General features: G+C 41.8%; 16 protein-coding genes and 1 tRNA gene. 13 read left to right on the forward strand and 4 right to left on the reverse strand.

What is annotated here, in order from left to right; genetic code table 11:
- A partial coding sequence (locus tag GQA99_RS11470; protein ID WP_170293532.1) for a helix-turn-helix domain-containing protein occupies positions 1-148 on the reverse strand: 148 nt, incomplete at its 3' end.
- Positions 149-644: 496 nt separating this feature from the next.
- Between GQA99_RS11470 and GQA99_RS11475 the strand changes: the two genes are divergently transcribed.
- From GQA99_RS11475 to GQA99_RS11500, 7 genes are all read left to right on the forward strand, one after another.
- Positions 645-721: transfer RNA gene (locus GQA99_RS11475), tRNA-Trp, on the forward strand.
- Between the two features lie 789 nt (positions 722-1,510).
- Entirely contained in the window at positions 1,511-1,597 is an 87-nt protein-coding gene (locus GQA99_RS20945; protein ID WP_369126857.1) for a Fic/DOC family N-terminal domain-containing protein, read from the forward strand.
- A 116-nt stretch (positions 1,598-1,713) separates the two neighbouring features.
- On the forward strand, positions 1,714-2,073 hold the full coding sequence (locus GQA99_RS20950; RefSeq protein ID WP_369126856.1) for a Fic family protein: 360 nt from the start codon (positions 1,714-1,716) through the stop codon (positions 2,071-2,073).
- Positions 2,074-2,947: 874 nt separating this feature from the next.
- Positions 2,948-3,256 (forward strand): ArsR/SmtB family transcription factor, encoded by a 309-nt coding sequence (locus GQA99_RS11485; RefSeq protein WP_160054028.1) that lies wholly within the window; start codon positions 2,948-2,950, stop codon positions 3,254-3,256.
- A 70-nt stretch (positions 3,257-3,326) separates the two neighbouring features.
- Positions 3,327-3,572, forward strand: a complete 246-nt coding sequence (locus tag GQA99_RS11490; protein WP_160054029.1) for a thioredoxin family protein — start codon at positions 3,327-3,329, stop codon at positions 3,570-3,572.
- A 15-nt stretch (positions 3,573-3,587) separates the two neighbouring features.
- Positions 3,588-4,064 (forward strand): nitrophenyl compound nitroreductase subunit ArsF family protein, encoded by a 477-nt coding sequence (locus GQA99_RS11495; protein WP_160054030.1) that lies wholly within the window; start codon positions 3,588-3,590, stop codon positions 4,062-4,064.
- Positions 4,057-4,758 carry an aromatic aminobenezylarsenical efflux permease ArsG family transporter gene (locus GQA99_RS11500; RefSeq protein ID WP_160054031.1) on the forward strand — a complete coding sequence of 234 codons (702 nt, stop codon included), beginning with the start codon at positions 4,057-4,059 and terminating at the stop codon, positions 4,756-4,758. Before GQA99_RS11495 ends, GQA99_RS11500 begins: the two co-directional genes overlap by 8 nt.
- A gap of 110 nt (positions 4,759-4,868) precedes the next feature.
- Here GQA99_RS11500 and GQA99_RS11505 read toward each other — a convergent pair whose 3' ends face one another.
- Positions 4,869-6,152 (reverse strand): arsenic transporter, encoded by a 1,284-nt coding sequence (locus tag GQA99_RS11505; protein WP_160054032.1) that lies wholly within the window; start codon positions 6,150-6,152, stop codon positions 4,869-4,871.
- A 450-nt stretch (positions 6,153-6,602) separates the two neighbouring features.
- Here GQA99_RS11505 and arrA point away from each other — a divergent pair, with 450 nt between their 5' ends.
- The 6 genes from arrA (at position 6,603) to rimI (ending at position 12,579) form a co-directional block, all read left to right on the forward strand.
- Positions 6,603-9,167: an arsenate respiratory reductase molybdopterin-containing subunit ArrA gene (gene arrA, locus GQA99_RS11510; RefSeq protein WP_160054033.1), complete on the forward strand. Its 2,565-nt coding sequence runs from the start codon at positions 6,603-6,605 to the stop codon at positions 9,165-9,167.
- 11 nt (positions 9,168-9,178) lie between these two features.
- Positions 9,179-9,883 (forward strand): arsenate respiratory reductase iron-sulfur subunit ArrB, encoded by a 705-nt coding sequence (gene arrB, locus GQA99_RS11515; protein ID WP_160054034.1) that lies wholly within the window; start codon positions 9,179-9,181, stop codon positions 9,881-9,883.
- Between the two features lie 308 nt (positions 9,884-10,191).
- Complete coding sequence (locus GQA99_RS11520) at positions 10,192-10,539, forward strand: metalloregulator ArsR/SmtB family transcription factor (protein ID WP_160054035.1); 348 nt, start codon at positions 10,192-10,194, stop codon at positions 10,537-10,539.
- A gap of 134 nt (positions 10,540-10,673) precedes the next feature.
- A complete protein-coding gene (locus GQA99_RS11525) occupies positions 10,674-11,669 on the forward strand; it encodes a permease (RefSeq protein ID WP_160054036.1) in 996 nt (331 codons plus the stop codon).
- A 96-nt stretch (positions 11,670-11,765) separates the two neighbouring features.
- Positions 11,766-12,137, forward strand: a complete 372-nt coding sequence (locus GQA99_RS11530) for a hypothetical protein (RefSeq protein WP_160054037.1) — start codon at positions 11,766-11,768, stop codon at positions 12,135-12,137.
- Positions 12,124-12,579, forward strand: a complete 456-nt coding sequence (rimI, locus tag GQA99_RS11535; RefSeq protein ID WP_160054038.1) for a ribosomal protein S18-alanine N-acetyltransferase — start codon at positions 12,124-12,126, stop codon at positions 12,577-12,579. The genes GQA99_RS11530 and rimI overlap by 14 nt, the downstream gene beginning before the upstream one ends.
- 98 nt (positions 12,580-12,677) lie before the next feature.
- On the opposite strand, the gene lipA is transcribed toward rimI, so the two are convergent.
- Together lipA and lipB are read right to left on the reverse strand one after the other, a co-directional pair.
- Positions 12,678-13,643, reverse strand: coding sequence for a lipoyl synthase (gene lipA / locus GQA99_RS11540; RefSeq protein ID WP_160054039.1), 966 nt, complete (start codon positions 13,641-13,643; stop codon positions 12,678-12,680).
- Positions 13,643-14,293 (reverse strand): lipoyl(octanoyl) transferase LipB, encoded by a 651-nt coding sequence (lipB, locus tag GQA99_RS11545; protein WP_160054040.1) that lies wholly within the window; start codon positions 14,291-14,293, stop codon positions 13,643-13,645. The genes lipA and lipB overlap by 1 nt, the downstream gene beginning before the upstream one ends.
- Position 14,294 lies beyond the last annotated feature (1 nt).

Genomic DNA, 14,294 nt, shown 5'->3' on the forward strand with positions numbered 1-14,294 from the left:
CATTTACACTTGTTCTACTGACCTTCAACATGTTGGCAATCGCGGTGCGAGAATGACCTTCGGTAAAGTGGAGTAAGGCGAGGTAACGGATACGTTTACGAGCACTTTTTTCAGATTTAGCTAATGCAGCAAGATTGATATTATTCATAAATATAGCAATAAGAGAATGACGGTTAATTAGATCATATATTTAATGTAATTGGTATAACGTGATCTTTATCTGCAATGTATTCCATAAATCACTAGGTATCGACGATTGCTTCGTAATCCCTCAAATAACGATTGGCTAGCTTACGTAGCCATAGCTAACTCCATACAGCTCTATTGAGTACAATTCCGTTAAATCGGGTGGTAGTTTCTACAGATAGATTCTCCAAATCATTTGCAATATCATTGGTGTGCCAACGAGGATTAACCTTTGTCACTGTTCGCATTTTGTTGTGGTTGACCTGAACTGTTCCTGAAGTTATACGATGGGCTTTTACTTTATTAATCTTGTAATCGCAGGGTATGAGGTTATTTTGCTTTGCGTTATTCAGTTTTAACAAATTGTTTAATCTGCATGAAAAAACTGCAATTGAACTGATATTTCAAAAAAGTACTTTACCTTTGGAAGGGGTTTTAGCATAATGCCCCTCGTCAACAGGGGTGTAGTTCCAATTGGTAGAACAGCGGTCTCCAAAACCGATGGTTGCGGGTTCGAGTCCTGCCACCCCTGCCAAATTAAGAGGGCCTAGCAGAAATGCTAGGCCTTTGTCTTTTCTAGAATTTATAAATTATTTAGTCATCTCTACAGTGTCAATCCCTTAGTTTGTAAAACTCGTATTTTGTAAATGGTGACCAAATGGTGACTCAGGCATCTTTTATGATGCTATTTTTACAGCCTTAGATCTAATATCTTACTAGTGTACGAGTTTAATTTGAGTGAGTTTGGTTTGCTGATCGAGTTTTAGGTTTAAACGAGGTAGACAAACACTTTCGTCACCTAATGATGACATGAAAGATTTAGTAGATATCACCTGTAGACTTTGTGGTCGATTTTATGGTGCCACTAAGTACCTGATAAGCTGTGCCCGGTACTAGAAGTTCAAAAAAGTGCTCCTTCTTGGGAGCAACATTATCGAGGCAGGACTAATAGACGAATTGATATCCACAATAGATAAACCCATTTTCTATACTCATTAACGGCTATCGACATGAGTGTAATAAATAGCCATAACATGTCGATTAAATTGGTTTTTGTAAACATGTTTTCTTTATATGTCGATTGAATCGACATAAGCTCACTGCAATCTCTTTACATGTCGAAAAAGAAAGTTTTTTAAACATGGATTGGCAAGCTGAACAAGCATACAACCATTTGCCCCTTTACCGCTAGACAGTGCACTCGCGGAGTTTGCCGAAACTAACCATACTCAAAGCCTGTATTCCTGCCTGAGTCGCGCTTGCGGAATTAAAGCAGGCGGGATAGCTATTACCTAACGAAGGGCTACTCACCGACTTACTGTCGCTGCTAGAAGCACAAGGCAGTAGTGAGATTGAAAATATTGTCAACACCTCCGACAAGCTATTTCAGTATACCCAAGAAGATAGCTAAGCCGACCCCTTGCCCAAAGAAACGCTGCACTTTATCAAGGTTTTACTGAGCTAACCAGTCGAACGTTAAGTGTCACAACCGCATTAGAAATTTGCAGTACCATCAAGTCGGTGCAAATGGATATACGTAAAGTACCTGGTATCAGTTTAACTAATCAGGCCACGGGTGAGGTTATCTATACTCTGCCATCAGGTGAGAACGTAATTCGTGATTTGCTGAGTAACTGGCAAGCCTTTTTACATAATCAAGATGATGTCGATCCATTGATTAAAATGGTCATGGCACATTATCAGTTTGAAGCCATTCACCCTTTTATTGATGGTAATGGGCGCACCGGCTGCATGCTTAATATTCTTTACCTTTTTGTACAGCGTACCGCTATCCAAAAAGGATCCAGTTCATTAGTGCCGACAAAATCGAAGCCCAAGTCAATGCCGCGCAAACTCGGGTTAATAACCTCACCCAATCGATACTAGCTAAAGCCTTTAGAGGTGAACTCACCTAGCAGTGGCATAAAGACAACCCTGAGTTAAGTACAGGTGACAACAGCGCTAGCGTTCTGCTTAAACGCATCAAAGCTGAACGCGCTTTGACCAAGCCAGTTAAAAGAAAGTCGAAGTAGGGTTAGCCACATGAGTGAGATTGATAACGTATATTGTGATGAATTCTGTCATTTAGGACATAATGTTGAGCAAGCTATGGTATCAGGTGCCCAGATAGCGAAAAACCCCGATGAACTCACCGAGGTTTAGACGCCGACCAGGTACTCCCAATCCACTCATAACGACTATAAACTAACCTCTGTGGTTATATCAATTAATGGAATCAAATAATATTAGGGAGACCTGAACAACTGAATTCGGTCACCCTAATTAAGAGATCCCCCCGAGTATGTTGCATGGTTATTGTGTTTTAAGGCATGGCTCATGGAAAACCACCCAACTCTAATGCTTTTACATACTCAACGAAGCTTTCAGCTTTACCTGCTTTACATAATTGTTAAGGTGTTAAATTGCCATAAGCTGGCAATGGTTCGCTTTCAAACCAGCTTAAAGCTGCTTCTGGTAAGTGTTAATTTTCGATGTTGTGATTGATTTCTCTTAGTCAGTTTCATTAGTCATTTAACATGGCAAGTTGGTACGACGTACTTATGATTTATCGTCAGTATATGCAGTACCATATTGATGAAGTCATGCTCGCCGCATCGATTAAGTCAAATTGTCTGTATTAACTCAGGGCTGTAATCATTATAGTGAGATAACTGTCGAAAAAATTATCATGGTACAGTGCTTTGATGAGGCTGTTGTTTATTGAATATTTCGACGTGTGTTTCTATTGAAAGTTGGGTTTATGAAAGAAAGAACAAAAGTAAAAGCAAACATTTTTAAGGCGCTTGGCCATCCAACTCGCTTATGGATAGTTGAACAACTGGCCGATGGTGAAAAATGTGTCTGTGAATTTGTTGAAGAGGTTAACGTTGATTTCTCCACCATCTCTAAGCATTTGGCGGTATTACGTCATGCAGGTGTGGTGAATATGGACAAGCGTGGCAAACAAATTTTCTACTCATTAAAAATGCCATGCTTGCTAAGTTCGTTAGATTGCATTGATGTTGTGTTGAATAACCAAATTCAGCAACAGATCACATTAATGGATTAATTTTTATCTTACATTTGGTCAAAAGGTAAAATGACCAATTGAATGTAACATCATTAATCGGAGAACTATTATGGAAATTAAAATACTCGGCACAGGGTGTACTAAGTGTCAAAAGCTTGCAGAAGCAGCTGCCGAAGCGGCAAAAGTGCATAACCTTGATTTTCAGATCTCAAAAGTAACAGATATTGCCCAAATTATGGATTATGGCGTGATGTCGACGCCGGCTTTAGTGGTTGATGAGCAGGTTGTGATGAGTGGCCGTTTAGCTAGTGTTGAAGAGATTGTTGCATTGCTCAAACCCTATGCAAAATTCTAATTAGGCGGAGGCTCTATGAATGCTAAAACCATCGTTAGGTTTTTGTTATTGAGCGTTGTTTGTCTCGGCGTTGCTTTAGTTGGCTACCAGCAATTTACTGCGTCAGCGGATAACGGTAATGACTCTGTCAGTGTGAAGCCACAACTCAAAGACGGTATTAATGTTTATTACTTTCATGGTAATCAGCGCTGCACTACATGCGTGAGGATGGAGGGGTTCACTAAAGACACCTTGAACCAATATTTTTCGCAACAAGTTAACGATGGTCAAGTTCAATTAAACATCATCAACGTAGACTTAAATGAAAACCAACACTTTATTGATGACTACCAATTAATTTTTAGAACGGTTGTGATAGCCAACGCTAAAGAGGGTGTTGAAACAGATTGGCGCCGTTTAGATAAAATATGGGAACTTGCTAATGATGAAGCTGCCTATCAAGGATATTTGGCGGAAGAGATTGGCTCGATGATGAAGCATTCTCATGGATGAATGGTCAATCATGTTGATGTCGGCATTTTGGTTCGGTATCTTAACATCCATTAGTCCGTGCCCATTAGCAACAAATGTCGCGGCGATTTCATACATCAGTAAAGGTGTCCAATCGCCGTCTAAAGTGATTTTCACTGGGCTTGCTTATACTTTAGGGCGCATGCTTAGTTACTTGGCTCTAGGCGTGATATTAGTTGGCAGTTTACTGTCGGCGGTGTCGTTGTCGGTTGTATTGCAAAAATACATGAACCTGTTACTGGGGCCGATTTTAATCCTGGTGGGGATGTTTTTACTGGAGTTACTGACATTACGTTTGCCGGGCAAGGGAGATTTAATTGAAACCCTAAAAGCCAAAATTAACCCACAAGGTTACGTTGGGGCGCTTTTACTCGGGGTGTTGTTTGCCTTGTCATTTTGCCCAACATCAGCGGCATTGTTTTTTGGTTCACTATTGCCTCTGGCATTGGAGTCTCAGTCTAGTATTGCGCTTCCGGCTATTTATGGCATTGCTACCGGTTTACCCGTGTTGTTGTTTGCGATCCTGTTAGGGATTAGCGCAAATAAAGTGGCGAGTACCTATAACCATTTAATGACATTTGAACATTGGGCTAGAAAGATCACCGGTGGGGTATTTATTGCGATTGGTGTTTACTACGTTTGGAACAATATATTTGCCCCCATTTTGATGATGTAATATGCCAATGGCACGCTATTTACTGTATTGCCGATGGATATAACGTTGAGCTGTTTATAGCGAGTGAGTCAGAAAGCACTAAAAGCAGGTTTTAGTGCTTTCAGTAACCGTTAGACTGATAACCGCAGTGCAAGTGCCGCGAGAGTGACAAATAACACGGGTAAGGTCATTACTATTCCTACTTTGAAGTAGTATCCCCAGGTAATTTTAATGTCTTTTTGAGCCAAAACATGCAGCCATAACAAGGTGGCTAAGCTACCGATTGGGGTGATCTTAGGACCTAAATCGCTGCCGATGATATTAGCGTAAATCATTGCTTCTTTAATCACGCCAGTGGCATCGCTTCCATCAATAGACAAGGCGCCAACCAGTACAGTTGGCATGTTATTCATGATGGATGATAAAAACGCGACTAAAAAGCCTGTGCCCATGGTTGCAACCCAAAGTCCTTGCTGAGCAAAACTATTTAATATACTCGACAAGTAATCGGTTAAACCGGCATTACGTAGGCCATAAACCACTAAATACATACCAAGCGAAAACACCACAATTTGCCATGGGGCTCCTTTTATTACTTTGGTGGTATCAATGGTGTGGCCCTTTTTAGCCACAACAAATAAAATTAATGCCCCAACTGCTGCCACTAAACTGACAGGCACTCCAAGTGGTTCTAAGCCAAAAAAGCCAAAAAGCAGTAACGCTAATACACCCCAACCGGTTTTAAAAGTTTGTGCATCTTTAATCGCCTCTTTGGGGTGGCGCAGCTTTTGTACGTCATAAGTGACCGGAATATCTTTGCGGAAAAACCAATGCAACATGACTAAGGTGGCAATAATGGCTGCTATATCAACAGGAACCATAACAGCGGCATACTGATTAAACCCAATATCAAAAAAGTCTGCTGACACGATATTAACCAGATTAGAGACAATTAAAGGAAGACTTGCGGTGTCTGCAATAAAGCCTGCTGCCATAACAAAGGCTAACGTTGCCCCTTTGCTAAAGCCTAATGCTAATAACATTGCGATAACGATAGGGGTTAAGATGAGCGCGGCACCATCATTGGCAAACAATGCGGCCACACAGGCACCTAATAGCACAATATAACTAAATAATAACCGTCCACGGCCGTTGCCCCAACGTGCAACATGAAGCGCTGCCCATTCGAAAAAGCCTGACTCATCTAATAATAAACTAATAATAATAACTGCGATAAATGTGGCTGTCGCATTCCAAACAATATCCCATACAACGGGGATATCGCCTAAATGCACTACACCTAACAGTAAGGCAAGTATTGCCCCTAAAGAGGCACTCCAGCCAATGCCTAACCCCTTAGGCTGCCAAATTACTAACACTATGGTAAGAACAAAAATTGCTCCGGCCAACCACATATAACCTCCTAAAATGGTAGTTGTTACCTACCGTAAATCATAAAAATCTCTGGCTATTTTTATCATTGGTTCAAACTTGGTACACCAATGCGCATGTTGCTGTGTACTTTTACTCGCAGCGTTTAGCGAGGTCATCAAATCACTGCTTTGATTTGAGAGCCTCATACTTTCAAAATCTCAGTTGAATACAATATATATGAAAATCCGTATGTACTATACGCTTGATATCAACAGAGTCAATCATCTGAGTATTAATAGAGTGATTCAAAAAATTAGAAAGTCCGTAAATAATAAATTATTGCCTGCCATCACATTTGGGTTCTATTCGTCGCCTTTGCTCACAAATACTTTACAACAAAGGCCAATAAAAGAAGTTTGTTGATCTTAATCGCAGATATATACCTAAAAATGTATATATTATTTGCCATACCCTTGTAAGGAGTGTGGATAATGAGTGAGAAAAATCAAATCAACATTGGTCGGCGTCAGCTGCTCAAATCAACTGCGGCAACAACCGCATTAACCGGTCTAGGTGGGACGTTATCGTTTACCCCCATTGTCGAGAGTATTGCTGCAGAAATACCAGCACCTTTGCTACGAACAGGTACCGGAGAGTGGATAGCCACTACCTGCCAAGGTTGTACTTCTTGGTGTGCAAAACAAATCTATGTCATGGATGGCCGAGCGATAAAGGTTCGTGCTAATCCAAACTCTGGTGTACATGGCATGTCGAGTTGTCCTCGACAACACTTAAGTCTGCAACAGGTTTATGACCCTGATCGATTACGTACGCCAATGATGCGAACTAATCCGAAAAAAGGTCGTGATCAAGACCCTAAGTTTGTGCCTATCTCGTGGGATAAAGCGCTCGATATGTTGGCCGATAAAATTATTGCGTTGCGTGAAGCCGATGAGTCACACAAATATGCACTCCTTCGTGGCCGTTATTCACATATTAATGATTTGCTTTATAAAAAAATGACCCATTTAATTGGTTCACCTAATAATATTTCTCACAGTGCCGTATGTGCCGAAGCGCATAAAATGGGACCATATTACTTAGACGGTAACTGGGGATACAACCAATACGATATTAAGAATGCTAAATTTATTTTGTCATTTGGCGCAGATCCTATAGCAAGTAATCGCCAGGTGTCTTATTACTCACAAACATGGGGCGATGCACTTGATCATACAAAAGTGGTTGTCGTTGACCCAAGATTTTCAGCTTCTGCAGCGAAAGCCCATAAATGGATACCAATAGAACCCGGCCAAGATAGTGTATTAGCTTTGGCTATTGCACATGTAGCCTTGGTAGAAGGGTTATGGCACAAGCCTTTTGTTGGTGATTTTGTTGACGGTAATAATCAGTTTAAAGCAGGCCAAAATGTTAAAGATGAGAGTTTTAAAGAAACTCACACCTATGGTTTAGTTGCTTGGTGGAACGAGGCACTTAAAGATTACACCCCTGAATGGGCATCAAAGATTACCGGTATCGATCCCAAAACCATTATTGCTATTGCTAAAGATATGGGAGCCGCAGCGCCTGCTGTACAAGTTTGGACTGCTCGTGGCGCCGTTATGCAAGTGCGTGGAACCTATACCTCTCTAGCTTGTCATGCGTTAAATGGTTTGTTTGGTGCAATTGATAGTAAAGGAGGGTTATTCCCCGGCAACAAAATCCCTTTATTAGAAGAGTATCCAGACGAACATGCTTACATGGATGACATCGCTAATAAAGGGGTTAAAAATGCAAAAATTGACCATAGCGGCCGACTTGAATTTCCTGCATTAAAGAAAGGAAAGTCTGGTGGTGGAGTGGTTACTGCAAACGTTGCCAATAGTATTTTTAATGCCGACCCTTATGATATTAAAGTCATATTGGCGTACTTTAATAATTTCAACTTTTCAAATCCAGAAGGTCAACGTTGGGATGCTGCGTTAAGCAAAGTTGATTTTATGGCACACATTACCACGAATATTTCGGAGTTTAGTTGGTTTGCGGATGTGTTACTCCCTGCAAGTCATCACATGTTCGAAAAGTGGGGCGTGTTAGATTCTATCGGTAATGGTGTACATCAGGTTTCCATACAACAACCATCGATTAAACGTCTATGGGATACGCGTATTGATGAGTCTGAAATCCCTTATATGCTGGCTAAAAAAATGGCAGAAAAAGGTTTTGATGCACCATGGCGTTATATCAATGAACAAATTGTCGACCCTGAAACCGGTAAACCGGCAGACAATGAAGTCGATTTCGCTAAAGTCATGGTTCGATATATCACTTCTCCTTTATGGCATGAAGATGCATCTAAATATGGCGACAAACTGGCTTCTTGGGATGACTTTGTCGAAAAAGGCGTCTGGAATAGCAGTGATTACAAGCTCGAATCTCGTTGGGGCAAATTTAAAACTGAAACCCAAAAATTTGAGTTTTACAGTAAAACATTAGAAAAAGCCTTACAAGGCCATGCCGATAAACACAAGGTTAGTATTGATGAGGTCATGGAGGTCTGTGAATACCAGGCTCGTGGTCAGTTAGCCTTTGTACCCCATTATGAGCAACCTTACCGCGTTGGTGATGAAGCGCAATTCCCATTATTACTAGTGGATCAAAAATCTCGTCTTAATAAAGAAGGCCGTTCAGCAAATAGCCCTTGGGTTTATGAGTTTAAAGATGTCGACCCTGGTGATGTAGCCAATCAAGATGTCGCTAAATTTAATCCAATTGACGGTAAAGCATTGGGGCTCAAAGACGGCGATGATATTCGGATCTCAAGCCCAGTTGGCTCGCTTACCTGTAAAGCCAAATTATGGGAAGGCGTGCGTCCTGGTACGATTGCAAAATGCTTTGGACAAGGCCATTGGGCTTACGGCCGTTATGCCAGTACTGAGTTTGGTGTCACCGCCAGAGGTGGTTCAAATAATGATCTTATTGCTGATAAATACGACCGCTTAAGTGGTGCGTCGGCATTTTATGGTCATATCCGTGTTCGTGTTGAGAAAGTATGAGGTAATCCATTATGAGATTAGGAATGGTAGTTGACCTACAAAAATGTGTAGGATGCGGAGGCTGCAGTTTAGCCTGTAAATCAGAAAACAACACGAGCGATGGTATTCATTGGTCGCATCATATTGCGACGACTGAAGGGATATTTCCTGAGGTAAAATATACTTATATTCCAACCTTGTGCAATCATTGCGATGATGCCGCTTGCGTTAATGTGTGCCCAACTGGCGCAATGTATAAAGATGAACGTGGCCTTACATTGCAAAATAATGATGAATGCATTGGCTGTAAAAAATGTATGCGTGCATGTCCATATGGTGTGATTAGCTTTAATTCGAGCACCCCTCATCGTCGTTGGCAAGATGACTCTGAGGTGGTCGCGCATGGTACAGCCTCACCACTTTTATTGTTAAAACGTAGCGGCGCCAATGCATCGCCTAACGAAAACCCTGAGCGCGGAGATACTTATCCAGTAACCAGACCAAAACGGACAACAGAAAAGTGTACCTTCTGTGACCATCGCCTTGACCAGGGTTTGAACCCTGCTTGCGTCGATGCTTGTCCGTCTGAAGCTCGAGTGATTGGTGATTTGGACGATCCAAAAAGTAAGGTGTCGCAGTTAATTAAGTTGCATAAACCGATGCAATTAAAGCCAGAAGCTGGCACTGGCCCTCGGGTATTTTATATTCGTAGTTTTGGGGTAAAAACAGCCTATTAATTGATATTCGTGAAGTTGAAACAAAGCCACAGATACTCTCTGTGGCTTTTTGCGTTTCTGAACAACGATATCGAATATTGTTATGGCTTAAATGGATAATTTACACATAGTCCTCTAACGCAGATAGCGGCAAATAGAGAGATTCAGGTGTCAATTTTGTGATCCCTTACCATTAAACGTTAATGTAATGGTGTTGTTGGTTTAAGCTTCCTGATAACCTTATTGTCAGTGATATTCGCAATCTGAGCAGCAAATTTAGTCAGGTGCGATAAGGTCACACGTTTTATTCATTCAGTTTAAGGTTCTTAATGATTACTCCAATTCAATTTTTTAAATGTTTAGCTGATGAAACTCGCTTGCGCTGCTTAATGTTGATTCAACAAGAAGGTGAGCTGTGTGTGTGTGAATTGACCGAAGCCTTGCAAGAAATTCAACCTAAAATATCGCGACATTTAGCTCAGTTACGCAAATGTGGCATATTGGTCGATCGCCGTCAGGGACAATGGATTTTTTATCGTATTAATGCTGATTTACCACAATGGGCTAAAGCCATTTTTAACGAAGTAACAAGCCAGAATAGTGAGTTTTTAGACCCAAATACTACCAATTTAAAACGAATGGGTGGTCGCCCTGAACGAGTAAAGTCGTGTTGTTAAACTCATAATTTTTCAAAAACATGATCTACAACATATGAAATTCCATATGTAAGGCTTATGATATTCTTATCTAATCACTTCAATGCATAAGCGTGTTGATTTCATCTAGCTTATGCTCCTAAGGCGGTCCAATTATGTTGCAAATTTTTTCTGATTTAGCAACGTGGCTCACTTACGGGATATTTAACTTAGATCCCAATACTAAGCTTGCTGACGCGATTCATTTCTTTATTGAAGATACCACTAAGATTTTTGCTCTGCTTGTGCTGATGATTTACGTCATCGCTCTGGTTAGAGCCTCACTGAATGTTGAACGAGTGAGGGATTACTTGGCCGGTAAAAATCGCTTTGTCGGTTATTTTATGGGGTCGGTTTTTGGTGCAGTCACTCCATTTTGCTCATGTTCGAGCATTCCGGTCTTTCTCGGATTTACCTCTGCGGGGATCCCCGTGGGGATCACCATGGCATTTCTTATTACCTCGCCATTAATTAACGAAGTGGCTATTTTGCTACTCGTCAGTCTTCTCGGTTGGAAGTTTACCGTTATTTATGTGGCAGTTGGTATGTCGGTTGGCATACTGGCCGGGGCATTTTTAGATGCGATTCATGCCGAGCGTTGGCTGCAATCTTTTGCCGCTAAGGCGCTTGAAAAAGGCCAGGCACAAGCTAATCAGAGTAGCAACGACACAACGCAAACAACTATGACGTTTGCTCAGCGTCATCAATTTGCTAAAGATGAAACCTTAGACATATTTGGCCGAGTGTGGAAGTGGGTTATTATTGGGGTTGGACTTGGCGCAGCTTTACACGGTTTTGTTCCTGATGGTTGGATTGAAGCCCATTTAGGCAATGGTCAATGGTGGTCGGTACCTGCAGCTGTATTAATTGGTATACCGTTATACTCAAATGCTACAGGGGTTATCCCCGTTATGGAGAGCTTAATTATGAATGGCTTGCCCATTGGCACAACATTAGCTTTTTGTATGGCAACAGTTGCAGCAAGCTTTCCCGAGTTCATTTTACTTAAGCAAGTGATGCAATGGCGCTTACTGATCATCGTGTTTAGTATTTTACTGATTTCGTTTACCTTCATTGGATGGATATTTAATTTTATCAGTCCGATGCTGTAATTTTACATCGATTTGTTGTGGGGGATGTGTCTCTTTTTACCGACGCGCTTAGCTGCTATGCTTGGCGGTGAATGAAATTTTAGTAATGAGAGCCTAATGGACCAATCAGCTTTTTTAGATGCGATGAACATTACTCGCTGGCGCAGTGCTGATAAGCCTAGTAAACCTTATCTTGTGCTGCATGATCTTGATGCCGATCTTTCTGATGAGACATTAATTGTTGATGTATTGCGGTTATTGGGCGTAGAGATTGAACAATGTGAATTTGATTGCGAGATGGTCAAAGGCCCTCAAGTTGTATGGGATATGCGTAAAGTGAAAGTCAGGCCGAGAGTGGCGTGGATTGTCAGTGCGCCGTTAAGCGACTTACCTGTAAACCCCCAAGAAAAGCGCCAACTTTGGCTGCAAATTAGTCAGCATCTTGATAAGCAACAAACAGATAAGGATGAGCCTAATGCACAACACTGAAGCTTATTCCATTTCTGTGCTAAGCCTTGATGATGTTGCAGCAATGTCAAACATTGAAAAACAATCTCATACTCATCCGTGGACAGAAGCTGGCCTAGCAGACTGTTTTAGCCCCTTATATCGTGCTATTGGGGTGATGCAGCAAGGTGAATTGCTGGGGTTTGCGATTGTTCAACAAATTATTGATGAAGCGACCTTGCTTGATATTTGTGTGGCGCCAGCCTATCAAGGACAAGGGTTAGGATTATTACTGATTAGGCACATTTTGAGCGAAGCAAAACAAGCCCAGGCCGTTTTGATGATGCTAGAGGTGCGTGAATCAAATACCTCTGCCAAAGGATTGTACGAGAAAGTGGGGTTTAGTGAGTCAGGTAGACGCAAGAATTATTATCAAACTAGCGATGGCAATGAAGATGCTATTTTGATGGATAAAGCCTTATAAGCTATATTGCCTCCTTAGTTCGATATTGCAGACATAAAAAACAGCGCTTGAACGCTGTTTTTTATTGGTCAAAAAAGGTTATTTACCCAGATCTCGGGTTATTTAACTTCTTTACCCTGGGCTTGTAAATCTGCATGGTAGCTTGAACGCACCAAAGGTCCACAGGCAGCATGGGTAAATCCAATACTGTCAGCCAGCGCTTTTAACTCATCAAATTCTGCAGGTGGCACGTAACGCTCAACTGGTAAGTGGAATTTAGATGGTTGTAAGTATTGGCCTAGCGTAAGCATTTCGACGTTATGTGCACGCAGATCATGCAATACTTGCGCGATTTCTTCGTTAGTTTCACCCAGACCCATCATTAAACCCGACTTAGTCGGTACATTTGGGTGACGCTCTTTAAAGCGTTTAAGTAAGTCTAATGACCACTGATAGTTAGCACCTGGACGGGCTTTGCGGTAATGCGCAGGTGCTGTCTCTAGGTTGTGGTTAAATACATCTGGTGGCTCAGTCGCTAAAATATCGAGTGCGGCATCAATACGGCCACGGAAATCAGGCACTAGAATTTCGATTTTGATTTCTGGGTTTAGTAAGCGGATTTCACGGATACAATCAGCAAAATGTTGCGCGCCGCCATCACGTAAATCATCACGGTCAACTGAGGTGATAACCACGTATTTAAGCTTCATGTCTTTGATGGTTTGCGCAAGCTTTTGTGGCTCTTGTGCATCAGGCTTTAATGGACGGCCATGGGCAACGTCACAAAACGGGCAGCGACGGGTACAAATTGCACCTAAAATCATAAAGGTTGCCGTGCCGTGGTTAAAGCATTCTGCAAGGTTAGGGCATGATGCCTCTTCACATACAGAGTGTAAGCCGTTTTTGCGCAAGGCTGATTTAATATCCAGAATACGCTGATTTGATGCCGGTAATTTTACGCGCAGCCAATCTGGTTTACGTAACATGGTTTCACGTTCAGATGGCACTACTTTGACAGGGATTCGCGCGACTTTTTCTGCATCACGCAATTTAACACCTGGTTGTAATCTTTCAGGCCTATTCATTATTCTGCTAATCCTTGATGATGTACAAGTTGTTGATAGCCCATAATTTGGCTAAAGGTTTGGATTAATTTATCACCGGCTTCTAGCACGGTTTGCGGTCCACCTAAGGCTTTACATTGCACCATTTCTAAACCAGCATAACCGCAAGGGTTAATGCGTTGAAATGGGGCTAAATCCATGTCGACATTCAGTGCTAAACCATGGAATGAACAACCTTTACGAATACGCAGTCCTAAAGAAGCGACTTTTCTTTCGTTTACATACACCCCTGGTGCGTCGGCTTTGGCATAAGCTTCGATATCATATTGGCTCAGCATATCAACAATACTTTGCTCAATATGGTTAACCAGTTGGCGCACGCCTATTTTATTACGTTTGATATCAATAAGTGGATATACCACTAATTGACCTGGGCCGTGATAGGTGACTTGACCGCCACGATCGACCTGAATAACGGGGATGTCGCCTGGATTGAGGATATGCTCGCTTTTACCTGCCTGGCCTTGGGTAAATACTGGCGAGTGCTCAACAATCCACAATTCATCCTGGCTGTTTGAGTCTCGGGTGTCAGTATATTCCTGCATGGCATGCCAAATCGACTCGTAGTCTTGCAGGCCGAGATGGCGAATGTGCAGTGTATTTGCTTGCAAG

The organism is Shewanella litoralis, from assembly GCF_009828585.1.
In the GTDB taxonomy this organism is placed as follows: Bacteria; Pseudomonadota; Gammaproteobacteria; order Enterobacterales; family Shewanellaceae; genus Shewanella; species Shewanella litoralis.

Bases quoted from the DNA above. Each gene is read 5' to 3' on its own strand.
- GQA99_RS20950 (WP_369126856.1), top strand. From the start codon at position 1,714: ATGGATATACGTAAAGTACCTGGTATCAGTTTAACTAATCAGGCCACG.
- GQA99_RS11495 (WP_160054030.1), top strand. From the start codon at position 3,588: ATGAATGCTAAAACCATCGTTAGGTTTTTGTTATTGAGCGTTGTTTGT.
- rimI (WP_160054038.1), top strand. From the start codon at position 12,124: ATGCACAACACTGAAGCTTATTCCATTTCTGTGCTAAGCCTTGATGAT.
- arrB (WP_160054034.1), top strand. From the start codon at position 9,179: ATGAGATTAGGAATGGTAGTTGACCTACAAAAATGTGTAGGATGCGGA.
- GQA99_RS11490 (WP_160054029.1), top strand. From the start codon at position 3,327: ATGGAAATTAAAATACTCGGCACAGGGTGTACTAAGTGTCAAAAGCTT.
- GQA99_RS11525 (WP_160054036.1), top strand. From the start codon at position 10,674: ATGTTGCAAATTTTTTCTGATTTAGCAACGTGGCTCACTTACGGGATA.
- arrA (WP_160054033.1), top strand. From the start codon at position 6,603: ATGAGTGAGAAAAATCAAATCAACATTGGTCGGCGTCAGCTGCTCAAA.
- lipA (WP_160054039.1), bottom strand. From the start codon at position 13,643: ATGAATAGGCCTGAAAGATTACAACCAGGTGTTAAATTGCGTGATGCA.
- GQA99_RS11485 (WP_160054028.1), top strand. From the start codon at position 2,948: ATGAAAGAAAGAACAAAAGTAAAAGCAAACATTTTTAAGGCGCTTGGC.
- GQA99_RS11520 (WP_160054035.1), top strand. From the start codon at position 10,192: ATGATTACTCCAATTCAATTTTTTAAATGTTTAGCTGATGAAACTCGC.
- GQA99_RS11500 (WP_160054031.1), top strand. From the start codon at position 4,057: ATGGATGAATGGTCAATCATGTTGATGTCGGCATTTTGGTTCGGTATC.
- GQA99_RS11530 (WP_160054037.1), top strand. From the start codon at position 11,766: ATGGACCAATCAGCTTTTTTAGATGCGATGAACATTACTCGCTGGCGC.
- GQA99_RS11505 (WP_160054032.1), bottom strand. From the start codon at position 6,152: ATGTGGTTGGCCGGAGCAATTTTTGTTCTTACCATAGTGTTAGTAATT.